The following is a 13,656-nucleotide window of genomic DNA, read 5'->3' as shown; positions in this document are numbered from 1 at the left end:
GTAAGAACACGTAAAAAAAGATAGTTCCCTGAATATAAATAATGCTATCAACCCGTTTGCCTTCAGGATGATAGCCTTTTTCTTTGTTCCTCATCAATAAGTTTGTCAAGGTTCATGATGCTTTCCTTTGCCCTGAGGAAATCAATTTTGCGGTAATGGTGCTTTCCGCCCTCTTCTTCATCTTTTTCGTCTGCCCATTTGACGACCTGCTGCAGTGGGGTCCGGATAATATCATTTGAAGGTAAGAATGAATCGGTGTGAAATAATATGGCGAGGGAAATGGTCTTTGCCTTGATCGGATTTTCACCGAGGCGGATTAACAATTTATGTGCTCTTTCCGCACCTTTAATCGGATGGATATCATTTTGCTTGTACAGGTCATAATCCCATTTTCCATTGCGGTACCAGGTGAAGTGACCCATATCATGCAAAAGGCCTGCCTTGGCCACAATATCCGGATCGATGTTATATTCGTTGGCAAGGTGAAACGAGTGGTATGCCACCGCAATCGCATGGGCAAGTCCTGAGCGGTTCAAGTATTTTTGAGCAATGGGATGTGTAAAAACATCTAACAGCTTTACATCTCTCATCTAACCCCTCCTTACAATTATGTGGAAATTTTTAATGTCAATCATAACTCTTTTAGAATAAAGAATCAATACTTAAAGCTTACCTCATATATATTTTATGCAGCGCATTACGCTTTGTTTGTACAAAAAGACGACCATCGCCGGTTTGGCAATGGTCGCCCTTGATCGATCCTTTTAGTTTTGGGTAACATGGGTTTTTAAAGATCGCCTTAAAATTTTTCCTGTTGTGTTTTTTGGCAGTTCATCCAAAAATTCAATCTTTGCAGGAACCTTATATTTAGCCAAGTGCTCCAGGCAATAATCCAGGAGATCTTCCTCTGTCAATGCTTCGTTTTTCTTGACCACGAAGCATTGAACCACCTCTCCCTGATTTGGATCGGGAACGCCAATCGCTGCTGCCTCAACTACTTCAGGGTGGGCATACAGAACTTCTTCGACTTCCCGTGGATATACGTTATATCCACCGACAATGATCAGTTCTTTTTTGCGATCTACGATGAAAAAGTACCCTTCATCATCCATCCGGGCTAAATCACCTGTATATAACCAGCCATCTTTCAACACAGCTGCCGACTCTTCAGGCATCTTATAATACCCCTTCATGACATTAGGACCCCTGACAATCAATTCTCCGACCCCATTTGGCGGCACCTCTTCACCCAGCTCCGTGACGACCTTGTTTTCCACTCTGAGGATGGATGTTCCTATCGATCCCGCTTTCCTAGGGCGATCAAGAGGATTGAAGCATGTAACAGGAGAAGCTTCGGAGAGGCCATAGCCCTCTGAAACCCTAACATTGAATTTTTGCTCGAATGATTCAAGCAGAGATATCGGCATGGCTGATCCGCCTGAAATACAGATACGCAATGACCTTAAATCGTCTTTGTGCCCCTCCGGATATTGGAACAGGAAATTATACATGGTAGGCACGCCAGCAAAAACGGTTGCATCATATTTTTTGACTTGCCTGAATATTTCCTTCGGACTGAATTGCGGCACAATTAAAAGCGTACCTCCTTGCAGCAATGGTGCATTCACGACGACCGTCAAACTGAAAACATGGAACATGGGCAAGGTGGTAATGACACGGTCATTTTCGGAAATCTTCAAGTATTCGCCTACATCATTTGCATTGGAGTAGATATTGGTGTGTGAGAGCATCGCCCCTTTAGGTTTTCCTGTTGTACCGGAAGTATAGAGGATGATGGCCGTATCGTCGGAATCCAATTCCGGGCCTTGGAAGCTCGCATCCCCCGCTCCAACCATTTTTGTAAACGATTTCATTTTTTGATAAATGCTCAGTTCACCACGATCCCCTTTATCGGGCTCAGTCTCACATATAACATAGTAATCTACATTTGAAAGAATTGGGTCCATTTTCTCAAATAAGGGTATCAGTTTATCCAATGCCACGACAACCTTTACATCGCCGCTGTTCAGGATGTATCCAATTTCATCAGGTGTGTAAATTGGATTTACGGGTATTACGGTAGCTCCTGCTCGTATGGCTCCATACAATGAAATGATGAAATGTGGAGAATTCCCTAAAACCAGCGCAACATTATCACCTTTCGAAACACCAAGCTTATGTAGTTCATCGGCAAACTTTGTAACGGCGCTGTCCAATTCCCCATACGAGGTTGATTGGTCCATAAAATAATAAGCTGGCTTTTCAGCCTGCCTTAAAGCCGTTTGATGAAGCTTTTCGGATAAATTCATCGTTCTCCCTCCCCAGTTTACACCATGAATGAATAGTCATTCATTTTTATATTAAACTAAATACCTTTTTATTATATTAAAAGAAAATGATTACAGCAACAATTTTATCCATATTCAAGCAATTACTGTCATTATCAGACACAAAAGCCGTCCTATTAAGACAGGACGGCTTTTCAGGCTTAATAGATTAAAGCCAATATTTCCTCTTTCGTTACATTGCCAAAATAATGTTGAACATCTACCTCATCCAAAACCTCACTGATGGCGTCCCTTTCATAGCGTATCCCCGTAAGTTTTCGTTCTATATCCGCAACCTCTCCGACCCCAAAGAAATCACCGTAGATTTTACAATTTTCAATGATCCCCCTGTTCACTTCCAGACGGATATCAACTGACCCCACAGGAAATCTATGCGAATTCTGCAAGTTGAATTTCGGCGATTTTCCATAGTTCCATTCCCAGCTTTGATACCGTTCTTCCGAAATCTTATGGATTTGCTCCCAATCTTCCTCCGTTAGAACATACTCGGTGACCTCACCGCTATCCTTGAATATATTTTGCAGAAGGAATGAACGAAATTCCTCTATAGACATCGGTTCTTTGAGGAATTCAGCAATATTGGCGACTCGGCTTCTTATCGATTTAATACCTTTAGACTCGATTTTATCTTTTTTCACTTTTAAAGCGGATACAATATGGTCCATTTCCGATTGGAACAACAAGGTTCCATGACTGAACATTCTGCCCTTCGTCGAAAACATCGCGTTACCCGAAATTTTCTTCCCTTCAGCCAGGATATCATTACGGCCGCTTAGCTCAGCATGGATTCCCAGTTTCTCAAGGGTTTCCACGACAGGCTGGGTGAATTTCTTGAAATTGTGGAAGCTGTCACCATCATCCTTCGTGATGAAACTGAAATTGAGATTACCCAAATCATGATAAACCGCACCGCCTCCGGAAAGCCTTCGAACAACAGTAATGCCATTTCCATCTACATAATCGGCATTGATTTCTTCAATCGTATTTTGATTTCTCCCGATGATGATTGAAGGCCGATTAATGTAGAATAGAAGATAGGTTTCATCAATATTCAGATGTTTAAGCGCATATTCTTCAATGGCAAGATTAATTCTCGGATCCGTAATTCCCTTATTATCAATAAAAAGCACAGTTGTTCCTCCTTGTATGCTTCATTCGCACATCATTAATTTTCCCATCATAGCTGGAATTCGAGATTGGTTTTCGCCACAGCTATTTCCCGTTTGAATACCTCTGATGCTTCTTTCTTCAATTGATTGATATCTCCGTAATGGGGGAGATGAGTTAACAGCAAAAGCTGCACGTCTGCCCTATCTGCTAGCATGCCCGCTTCCCTAGCCGTCATATGCCCCGCCTTTGAACCATCCATATCACTGTAAAAATTGCTTTCACACAATAAAACATTTGCATCCTTTGCGAAGTCCGCCAGCTCATCCATATAAGAACTGTCACCTGTGTAAACGATCGAATGATTTTCAGCTTCTATCCTCATCGCAAAACAAGGGACTGGATGCTTCGTTTTCATGAATGTAAAGGTGCACGGTCCAATGGTCAAGGGTTCATTGGCAGAATAAGCAATTCCCTTTGTCACATCTTTATACGTTAACTTTCCAAATTCGGCTTCATCTAAATCATGGCCATAGATGGGAATGGCCCTTTTTTCGCTGCCCAAAATCTGCTGGATGAGTGCAGCGTGCTGCAGGACACCGACATCCGCTACATGATCCGGATGATAGTGGGATAAAACGACTGCACCGAGGTCTTCGGGCTTCATATGATTTTGGAGCTGTGATAGTACACCGCTGCCACAATCAAGCAAAATGCGAAAATCTTCATATTCAAGCAAATAGCCAGAGCTTGCCTCATTTTTAGCTGGATATCCGCCCCAGCAGCCAATTACGGTGATTTTCATGCATCGGCACTCCTTTTTATCTCTCAATGACTTCCCCATTAATATAAACTATTCCCGCCTTTATTTCACCTTTTTTACTTATGTTATAAAACATAATTGACAATTATAATCTGTTATAATACAATACAGATACAGAAAAAAACATAAAAAATTTCAGGAGATGATGTTCATGATTCAAAGTAGCGTCGAGTTCTTCAAAAACCTGCCTCCTAAACAATGTGTGGAATGCGGAAAAAAAATCGATGAACAGCACGAATGTTATGGAATGCACTGTGACCATTGCCTTTCTGGAGAGTAATCAGTAAGTGTTGCACCATCCGCTTCCCCAAGAGCAGGATGATCTCATAGTCGCACAGCTTGAAACACATCGCCATATAAAAAGAAGAGATGCCGTTGAACGAATGGCATCTCTTCTTTTTATATGATCTGGTTCACTGTAGTTAGAAAACGGATAAACCTTTGAATAAGTATATCTTGAATAGTTCAGCAATTTCTTCTTTCCCTAATGGATCATGATTCCTCTCCCAATCAAAGATAAGGGCGAGGTACATTTTCAGCATCAGGAAAGCTGTTATCTCTGGATCGCAAGGCTGGATATATTTCTTGTCGATCGCTATTTTTAGTTTTTCCTTAATGTAGGATACGATGGCCTCTTCCATTTCATTGACCATTTCCTGAACGGCCGGGGTACCAATCTCCCGCTCTTCTTGAAGGAGCTTTAAAGATAATTGATGCTCCTGCCTGAACTCGAGGATTCGATAGACGGCCCTGTGCAGATTTTCAAAAAAGGAAAATTGCTCGTCCAAAGATTGTTCAGCCTCATATTTCATTTCCTCGATCATCCGCTGAACGATTTCCTTAAACAGCTCTTCCTTATTTTTATAAAAAGTGTAAATGGTCCCTTTACCCACATTGGCAATTTTAGCGACTTGATCCATCGTCGTTGCCTTGTAGCCAAAAAGTGAAAAAGATTTGGTCGCAGCTTCCAAAATTAATTTTTTACGATCAACAGACATTTCCCACCCCGATTCTGACCAAACGGACAAAATAGTCAATAATATCTTACCAAAAATATTCAGTCTTTTCAATCATTTTTTCGTTATCTGCAGAAAAAGATGGCTGCCCAATATCTGGGCAGCCATCTTTTCCAAACCAAGTATTCAATTTAAGCCATTAAGCCCCGTTGTTAAATGAACAGACTAATCAATTTTCCTGCAGGCGGTTCAAGACGATTGTCGCCAACGCATCGATGAATTCCGGCTTTACATTAGGCATATCCGGACGATAGTATGCCGCACCGATATCATCCGTCACCACTTTACATTCATAATCATTATCATAAAGAACTTCAAGATGCTCAGCTACAAATCCAACCGGAATATATATGAAGGCTTCATAGCCTTTCGCTTGATGAAGGTTTCTCGTTAAATCCTGCACGTCTGGTCCTAACCATGGTTCTGGCGTTTGTCCCGCGCTTTGCCAGCCAACTGCATAATGGGAAACTCCTGCATCTTTTGCAATCATCTCAGCCGTTTCCTTCAGTTGATCTGGATAAGGATCACCCAGTTGCAATATCTTTTCTGGAAGGCTATGCGCCGACACGATCAAAGCATAATTATCGCGTTCTTTTGAAGTCATCCTTCCAATCACTGCTTTTACTTGGTCCACCCAATATTGAATGAATTTGGGCTCATCATACCAGCTCTCGACGGAAGTGATCGTCATATCACCGAATTTAGCGGCCTCGTCCTGTGCACGTCCATTATAAGACTTGACACTGAAGGTTGAAAAATGCGGAGCCAATACAATACTGACCACTTCCTTGATGCCATCATCATGCATCTGTTTCACTGCATCTTCAACAAAGGGTTCAATATGTTTCAATCCTAAGTATGCTTTGAATTCGATTTCTTCTTGAATCGAATTCAATTGCTTTTCAAGCGCTTCAGCTTGCCCAGCCGTTATTTTTGCCAGTGGGGACAAACCGCCAATCGCCTCGTAACGCCCTCTCAAATCGGCAATCAATTCGTCGCTCGGCCTTCTTCCATGACGAATATGTGTATAATACCTTTCAATATCCTCTTCTGTGTATGGAGTCCCGTAAGCCATGACGAGGAGGCCCATTTTTTTTCTTGACATGAATTTACACCTCATTTAAAAATTTCGTATTTTCCACCCATTAAAGGTTTTTTCGGTTACTTCATTTTTGATGAATATTCATGAATGAAGGAAGTCAACCTCTTCAGTGTTTCCGGATTTACGGAAGGGAAAACCCCATGTCCTAGATTGAAGATGTAGCCGTCCTGTTCCATGCCCTGATCAAGGATCCGTTTCGTCCGCTCTTCAATGACATCCCATGATGATAATAGCAGGGCAGGATCAAGATTGCCTTGCACCGTCTTTTGGATACCCATCTGTCTTGCTTCAGCGATTGGAAGCCTCCAATCCAGTCCGACTACATCGATCGGCAGGTCATTCCATTCAAGTGCCAAGTGACTTGCACCGACACCGAACATGATTAGTGGCACATTCTCTTCACGCAATGAAGAAAAGATGCGATTCATGACCGGCTTGATGAATACACGATAATCTTCAACGTTCAATGCCCCGACCCATGAATCAAAAATTTGGATGGCCTTGACACCTGCTTTAATTTGGGACTTTACATAAACAATGATCATATCCGCTAATTTATCCATCAGTGCAAACCATGCCACAGGCTCGGAGTACATGAAGGCTTTTGTCCGATTGTAGTTTTTCGAAGGGCCCCCTTCGATCATATAGGAAGCGATCGTGAATGGTGCGCCAGAAAATCCGATCAAAGGCACGGACAACTGCTCCGTGGTCAATAATTTGATCGTGTCAAGTACGTAAGGAATGTCCGCTTCTGGGTTCAATTCCCCCAATTTCTCAACATCTTTGATTGATTGGATCGGGTTCGAGATGACTGGACCGATTCCCGACTTAATCTCTACATCCACACCGATGGCTGGTAGCGGTGTCATTATATCTTTATATAAAATGGCTGCATCCACGTCATATTGCTCTACGGGCAATCTAGTCACATAAGCACATAATTCGGGCTGATGGGTAATTTCAAAAAGGGAGTACTTCTCTTTCAATTTACGATATTCCGGCTGTGATCGGCCAGCCTGACGCATATACCAAACAGGCACATGATCCGTTTTTTCTCCTCTAGCAGCTTTTAGAAATGTATCATTCGTAATTTCCTTAGACATTAATATCCACCTTTCAAGCAATCACGTTTCTATTTTCATTCATTCCTTAAATAGAATATCAGAAGGATGTTGAATTTCAAATTGAATCACCTTCAACTATAGCTTTTTCTATAATGGAAGTATAGCCAACCTATATATTTGTCAGAAATTCGACTTTTTTGTCTAGTTGCAAAAACGAATTTCCACCTAGTCTGGATAATGGACTTGAAAATATTCAGTAAAATGCAAATGGTAAAAGCGCTATTCATTGGGTAAAATGGGTATACAGGTACTATATAGGAATTGGAGGGGAAATAAATGAATGTATACATCACGTCCGGCACTTACGAATTTATGAAAAATAAGAAAGAGAAGCATCCGGATGAAAAGATATTACTGATGCAAAATTTTGAATCTGCCGTCCTTTTACATGAAACTACAGGTAAAACGCTCTTTAGCTCCCCACGAAAGTATGAAGTCGTCGATGGGAAGGGAAATCTTCAGGATCATGGTTATGTAGTCATGAACAATATCCCGGTCAGTGAAGAAGGACAGCCTGTATTTGAACATCAGTTTAAAAACAGGGCAGGGCTCATAGAAAATGAACCAGGTTTCGTCGCTCTGCGCATCCTGCGGCCGCTAAATTCCGAAACGTATGTCATTTTGACGATTTGGGAGAAACAGGCTGATTTTACGAACTGGAAGAAGTCCGCTTCCTTCCAGAAAGCGCATGACAGCGGGGTTAAACCTGCCGTTACGAACTCCAGTCAGAAGCTGTTTACTGGTGATGCCTATGTAACACAATATACATTGGTACAAGATTCGGAAGAATAGTTCCTTTCGATGCAGAATGAGGCCCGTTCTATTAAGAACGGGCCTCATTCTGCATGACTTGAAGAAATTCAAAGATCATCTGCAGTTTTTCTGGTTCTAGATTTACCCGTTTCTTTCCACTTCGAACACTCGCTTATCAAGTGGCGGTCTGCCCTCGGAGCTTTTTCCGCTGGATTTCCTAGGATTTCATTTAAAAAACAGGAGTCTTGCACTCCGTTCCAATCATGTTGGTTATGATTTTCTAAAGTCTTCATTGTTTAAACTAAAAAAACTTTTAGGTGAATGTATCATCCATCCGACAAATTCCTTGTTTATTTCCAGGGAAATGCAACGGATGTTTACAAATATTTCAGTTTGAGATCCATTTTTAAATGAATCTCCCCAGCAGCTTATATAAGTTACACCAGATTAGGGTGAATGCGATACCCAACGAATACCCAGCCAATATATCTGTTGGAAAATGGACATTCATGGCAATCCGACTGAGTCCTATCAAAAGGATGAGGAAAAAGAAGCCGATTCCCACCACCCATTTCAATGAGTTTCTCTTAACTTCTATTATGATGAAATAAGCCAAGAGACTGAAGAATATCAGCCCAACCATGGCATGGCCGCTTGGAAAACTGAATCCGGATGCATCCACAAGCTGATCGTCAGGCCGTTCTCTTTTGACTTGATTTTTTATCCTCCTATTTATTATATCGGCTCCCCCCATTCCGATCGAGAATAGGGCCATCTTTAAGTAATCCTTCTTAACGATCCATAAATAGAGAACAACCAGTATGCTTCCAAAACCAATGACCACGGACTTCCCAAGATAGGTGATGTACCTTAAAAACGAGAACGACAATGTATGTTCAGCAACGGCAAAGTCCAAGTATGTATCAAGCGCCAAGGTCCGCTCACCCAGAACCTCATGCACTAGCAAAAAGAATAGCAATAAGCACAGCAAAACTATTGCAATCCATGAGTGTTTAATCATATAAAACTCTCCTCAGCGACTATTTTACTCTGATTATTCAGAATATGATATACTATTCAACATTAAACCAATCATGGGAGGTACAATATGATACACCAATTACACGCCCTTCTGGAAGGTTCTTACGATGAAATGGTTTCCATCAGAAGGTATCTTCATCAACATCCCGAGCTTTCGTTTCATGAAACAAAAACTGCCGGCTTCATCGCTAACTATTATGAAAAACTGGGAATCGAGCACAAAACCAATATAGGCGGAAATGGGATCATCGCAACGATCACTGGCAGCAAACCCGGTAAAACGGTGGCATTGCGTGCTGATTTCGATGCCTTACCCATTCAAGATGAAAAAGAGGTTTCCTACAAATCCACCGTACCAGGCGTCATGCATGCCTGTGGACACGATGGCCATACTGCGGCACTCCTTGTCCTAGCTAAAAACCTGAATGAGCTGAAGGATGAGCTCGAAGGCCGCTATGTATTCATCCACCAGCATGCTGAAGAATATGCTCCAGGTGGCGCCAAGCCAATGATCGAGGCTGGCTGCCTTGATGGGGTGGATGTCATTTTCGGTACCCACTTATGGGCTACGGTGCCGACTGGAACTGTTCAATACACCTACGGACCGCTTATGGCTGCTGCTGACCGTTTTGAAATCCTCATTCAAGGACAAGGCGGACATGGAGCACAGCCACATAAAACCCGTGATGCAATCGTCGCCGGCTCCCAGCTAGTCACGAACTTGCAGCAAATCGTAAGCCGCCGCCTTAATCCGATAGATTCTGCAGTCATCACCATCGGTTCCTTTGTAGCTGATAATGCCTTTAATGTCATTGCTGATAAAGCCAGAATAATCGGGACAGTCCGGACCTTCAAGGAGGACGTCCGTTCATTTATCAGCGAAGAGATAGAGCGGGTTGTTAAAGGAACCTGCATGGCTGCGGACTGTACCTACGATTATCAGTACTTCCAAGGGTATCCGGCTGTTATCCCGCATGACGAGGAAACGAAATTCCTTATCGAGAGCACCAAGGCCATCAAGGAAGTATCGGTTACGGAACAAATTGATCCGGATATGACAGGAGAAGATTTTTCTTATTATTTACAAAAGGTGAAGGGAACATTCTTTTTTACAGGTGCCAGGCCAAATGATGCACAAACGTACCCCCATCATCATCCCTTATTTGATATGGATGAAAAGGCCATGCTCATTGCTGCAAAAATTTTAGGCACGGCAGCGGTAACTTATCATACTAAGGATCAATCAGCACTCAATGCGAACGAATCTTTATTACGGTAAGGGAAAAGGGACGGGTTACTCCCGTCCCTTCAATCTTTAAGCAGCCTGATTCGATAACAATTGACAGCCGTCTCCCCGAGCTGCTCCAGTAAATGATGGTTAGCATATGCACCGACAGCGGCTCCCAATCCCGGCACGAGCTGGAACATCTTGATGACATCGATATGATCGCGATATTCCTGCTGAAGCTCTTGCCAATCAATTTCAGGTACATCACCCAACCCCCATTCTTCTATCACATGTAATATCTCCAACCGTTTCTGCTCGCTTGAGAATGCCATCTGGAAAATATGGAGGATAAACAAACGTTCCTCATATTTATTGGGATCGAAACCATATAAACGGGATATTTCAAATAGTAACTTCATCTTGATGCTTAACAGTAAAGGGAAATCAGCCAGACCTATCAAGAGCCCTGCCGCACCTGTTCCCACACCCTCTATAATCGCCGTTTTGCGATGTGCCGCGACCGTTTCCGTAATCCATTCTTCTTTTTGCTGTAAGGAAAGGAGCATTACATTCTTCTCTTTGGACATATATTTAGATCCTGATAATACTGCCTCGATCATGCTCTTAATGCTATCTGCAATCATTTTGTGCACACGGTCCGGAATGAAACCATTCACTTTCGTTTGCGCCTTTTTTGACATGCGTTCGAACTTGCCTGATTTCTTGGTCATCTTCTTTTTCCATGTAACTAGCTCCGCTAAGGCCCTTTGTTCATACTCATTCATTTAAGCACCCCCGTTATGTATGTATATACTTTTCTCAAGGTTTTTAGTGTTCATTTCCTTTTCTTATACGAAAAAGCTGATTTTATGAAAAATCAGCTCCCCGTTCAAAAGTTTTTAATTTTCCTTGTTGCGTAAATTTTAAAGCCGACCAAGAAAACAAGACCTAGCACCAAAGCGGCCAAAGCAGACATCCATTCCCCATTCACAAGCAGGACGATACTAAAGACAAGGTCCTCAAATAATAAGAAATATGAAATGATCTTAATGACTGCAGACTCTCTCATTTTTGCCGGCAATGGATACAGCGAAACCCACACTTTCCATTCATGAATCTTCCAGACCGGCAGCAGCTGCAGGGCTGTCATGAATAGGAACAAAAAAACGACGATCAAGTGGGCCCAGATATTCATGAATACGCTTAAGATGACCGATCCTATGATGGTTAAACGCAAACAAAGCCCCACGTAATCATTGGACCGCAGCAGGGTGCGGGCATATAGAAAGGTATAAGTGGACTTTTCACCATATGGAATGAATGATAAGAGCCAGTCCATCCATTTCCTTCTTGCCACCTTCCCTTTTAGATGGGGAACATCCGTAAACATGTTTGCTATTCGATAAAACGAATTCATCCGTTTATTTTCCAGTTCAACAAGACGCTCCCACTTCAAGACAAAATCTTTGGCTGCGCTTCGGTAATACATGTAGAGCCCGATCAATATGAGCATCGTAATGAGCGCAAAAAGGATATTTGCCCCTGAACAGACGAAATAGAGCATCACTCCATTAAGTATAAAGCGGATAAGTGAGTCCCAATGGCTGACTGAAGGATCCTGATATTTCAATACGTTCCAGCGAATGATTAAATTAACAAACTTCAAAATCAGCAAAACAGCGAGAATGATTCCAAAATCCCTGCCGCCGGCATCGGTGACCTTCGTATACATCGGTATGAATGCAATTAGGACAACAAGCAGGATAATGCCTTGCATAACCCAACTCAAGCGCAGCGAATTGTTAAAATAACTTTTCAGCTTCGTTTCAAGCGGTAGCAAAAATACGGTATCGGGTTCTTTCAAAAAGGTATTTATCGGACTTCTTGTGACAAGGATCGAAAAAACAACGGCCATGATCCATTCGGCCGGGAAGTCACCGTCCAGCGTCTTCACCCAATCACTGTAATAATAAGCCAGACCACCTAAAACCAATACCATCACAAAAACCAGATGTCCGTTAAAAATATAACGAAGGTATTTTTGCGTTTCATTTATATAGCCCAGATATCTTTCCTTCCAGAGATTTTGACTATTCATGTCCGATTTCTTCTTTCGTCAATTGAATGTACAAATCGTCTAGCGTCGCTCCCGGCATCGCAAATTGCTCGCGAAGCTGCTCAAGGTTGCCCTTTGCACGGATTTCTCCATTATGCAGGATGATGAAGGAATCACAATACCGCTCCGCAGTTGCCAATATGTGGGTGGACATTAATATCCCCGCTCCGCTTTCCTTCATTTTCCTCATTAAATCAAGCAATGATTGGATGCCCAATGGATCCAGGCCCACGAATGGTTCATCCACGATATATAAGGAGGGCTGCACCAAAAAAGCGCACATGATCATGACTTTTTGTTTCATCCCTTTGGAGAAGTGGGCCGGAAACCATTTAAGTCTTTTCTCCATACGGAACTCCTTAAGCAAGGCATCCATTCTTTCTTTGTATGTCGCTTCCGCCAAACCATGCGCCATGGCCGTCAGCTTTAAATGCTCCTCAAGTGTCAGCTCATCATATAAGATGGGCGTTTCAGGAACATATGTGAATTGTTTTCGATATGTATCAGGGTCCTGCGCAAGCGTTTTACCGTGTATCGATACACTCCCGCCCTTTGGCTCCATCAGTCCGATGATATGCTTGATCGTCGTACTTTTCCCAGCGCCATTGAGCCCGATCAACCCCACCAGCTCATTTGGTTGAATGTCAAAACTTATCCCTTTCAAAACGGGCGTTTTCGTGTATCCGCCTACTAATTGCTTTATTTCCAATAAGGACATATTAACGATCCTTTCTATTATAGAGGTTCTTATTTCCATTTTAACAAATTCTCCTGCATTTATATAGTCGAGTGTTCCCTGAAGAAAATTACCAAAAATAACTAATTATAATTTTCCTGCTTAGTGGCTATCATAAATAAGGAAGAAGGGGTTAGTCATTACGTGTGATTCACATCATAATGTAAATGAGGTGTCAGTTAAAGACGTATTACACTGAAATGCCCAAATGTTTTATTACAAATGATTCATATCATCTTGTAAATGAGGTGTCAGTTAAAGA

14 protein-coding genes are annotated in these 13,656 nt (G+C 42.2%); 3 read left to right on the top strand and 11 right to left on the bottom strand.

The genetic code is table 11. The features are described 5' to 3' along the window. Positions 1-62: 62 nt before the first annotated feature. The 4 genes from MHI53_RS06125 to MHI53_RS06110 form a co-directional block, all read right to left on the bottom strand. Positions 63-590 (bottom strand): HD domain-containing protein, encoded by a 528-nt coding sequence (locus MHI53_RS06125; RefSeq protein ID WP_340373030.1) that lies wholly within the window; start codon positions 588-590, stop codon positions 63-65. Between the two features lie 174 nt (positions 591-764). Next, entirely contained in the window at positions 765-2,309 is a 1,545-nt protein-coding gene (locus tag MHI53_RS06120; RefSeq protein ID WP_061143082.1) for a fatty acid--CoA ligase family protein, read from the bottom strand. A 179-nt stretch (positions 2,310-2,488) separates the two neighbouring features. After that, positions 2,489-3,478: a lipoate--protein ligase gene (locus MHI53_RS06115; protein WP_061143083.1), complete on the bottom strand. Its 990-nt coding sequence runs from the start codon at positions 3,476-3,478 to the stop codon at positions 2,489-2,491. A gap of 47 nt (positions 3,479-3,525) precedes the next feature. After that, on the bottom strand, positions 3,526-4,260 hold the full coding sequence (locus MHI53_RS06110; RefSeq protein WP_340373029.1) for an MBL fold metallo-hydrolase: 735 nt from the start codon (positions 4,258-4,260) through the stop codon (positions 3,526-3,528). Positions 4,261-4,429: 169 nt separating this feature from the next. Between MHI53_RS06110 and yhfH the strand changes: the two genes are divergently transcribed. After that, positions 4,430-4,558, top strand: coding sequence for a protein YhfH (gene yhfH, locus MHI53_RS06105; RefSeq protein WP_081092480.1), 129 nt, complete (start codon positions 4,430-4,432; stop codon positions 4,556-4,558). Between the two features lie 142 nt (positions 4,559-4,700). Here the strand turns inward: yhfH and MHI53_RS06100 are convergent, their stop codons facing one another. From MHI53_RS06100 to hemE, 3 genes are all read right to left on the bottom strand, one after another. Next, positions 4,701-5,276, bottom strand: coding sequence for a TetR/AcrR family transcriptional regulator (locus tag MHI53_RS06100; protein WP_061143085.1), 576 nt, complete (start codon positions 5,274-5,276; stop codon positions 4,701-4,703). A 187-nt stretch (positions 5,277-5,463) separates the two neighbouring features. Then, positions 5,464-6,399, bottom strand: coding sequence for a ferrochelatase (hemH, locus tag MHI53_RS06095; protein ID WP_340373028.1), 936 nt, complete (start codon positions 6,397-6,399; stop codon positions 5,464-5,466). Between the two features lie 56 nt (positions 6,400-6,455). Next, positions 6,456-7,499 carry a uroporphyrinogen decarboxylase gene (gene hemE / locus MHI53_RS06090; protein ID WP_340373027.1) on the bottom strand — a complete coding sequence of 348 codons (1,044 nt, stop codon included), beginning with the start codon at positions 7,497-7,499 and terminating at the stop codon, positions 6,456-6,458. 297 nt (positions 7,500-7,796) lie between these two features. On the opposite strand from hemE, the gene MHI53_RS06085 reads away from it, so the two are divergent. Beyond that, on the top strand, positions 7,797-8,312 hold the full coding sequence (locus MHI53_RS06085; RefSeq protein ID WP_340373026.1) for an antibiotic biosynthesis monooxygenase: 516 nt from the start codon (positions 7,797-7,799) through the stop codon (positions 8,310-8,312). Between the two features lie 367 nt (positions 8,313-8,679). Here MHI53_RS06085 and MHI53_RS06080 read toward each other — a convergent pair whose 3' ends face one another. Beyond that, positions 8,680-9,294: a phosphatase PAP2 family protein gene (locus MHI53_RS06080; protein WP_340373025.1), complete on the bottom strand. Its 615-nt coding sequence runs from the start codon at positions 9,292-9,294 to the stop codon at positions 8,680-8,682. Positions 9,295-9,381: 87 nt separating this feature from the next. On the opposite strand from MHI53_RS06080, the gene MHI53_RS06075 reads away from it, so the two are divergent. Continuing rightward, positions 9,382-10,593 carry a M20 family metallopeptidase gene (locus tag MHI53_RS06075; RefSeq protein WP_061143091.1) on the top strand — a complete coding sequence of 404 codons (1,212 nt, stop codon included), beginning with the start codon at positions 9,382-9,384 and terminating at the stop codon, positions 10,591-10,593. 29 nt (positions 10,594-10,622) lie between these two features. Here the strand turns inward: MHI53_RS06075 and MHI53_RS06070 are convergent, their stop codons facing one another. The 3 genes from MHI53_RS06070 to MHI53_RS06060 form a co-directional block, all read right to left on the bottom strand. Then, positions 10,623-11,327 (bottom strand): EcsC family protein, encoded by a 705-nt coding sequence (locus MHI53_RS06070; RefSeq protein ID WP_340373024.1) that lies wholly within the window; start codon positions 11,325-11,327, stop codon positions 10,623-10,625. Between the two features lie 104 nt (positions 11,328-11,431). Continuing rightward, positions 11,432-12,640 carry an ABC transporter permease gene (locus MHI53_RS06065; protein ID WP_340373023.1) on the bottom strand — a complete coding sequence of 403 codons (1,209 nt, stop codon included), beginning with the start codon at positions 12,638-12,640 and terminating at the stop codon, positions 11,432-11,434. After that, complete coding sequence (locus tag MHI53_RS06060) at positions 12,633-13,376, bottom strand: ABC transporter ATP-binding protein (RefSeq protein WP_061143164.1); 744 nt, start codon at positions 13,374-13,376, stop codon at positions 12,633-12,635. The genes MHI53_RS06065 and MHI53_RS06060 overlap by 8 nt, the downstream gene beginning before the upstream one ends. Between the last annotated feature and the right edge of the window lie 280 nt (positions 13,377-13,656).

Origin of the sequence: Peribacillus sp. FSL E2-0218 (assembly GCF_037992945.1) — a bacterium.
Lineage (GTDB): Bacteria > Bacillota > Bacilli > Bacillales > DSM-1321 > Peribacillus > Peribacillus simplex_B.
The sequence above is the reverse complement of the archived record's forward strand: the minus strand, read 5'-3'. Positions and strand labels throughout refer to the sequence as shown.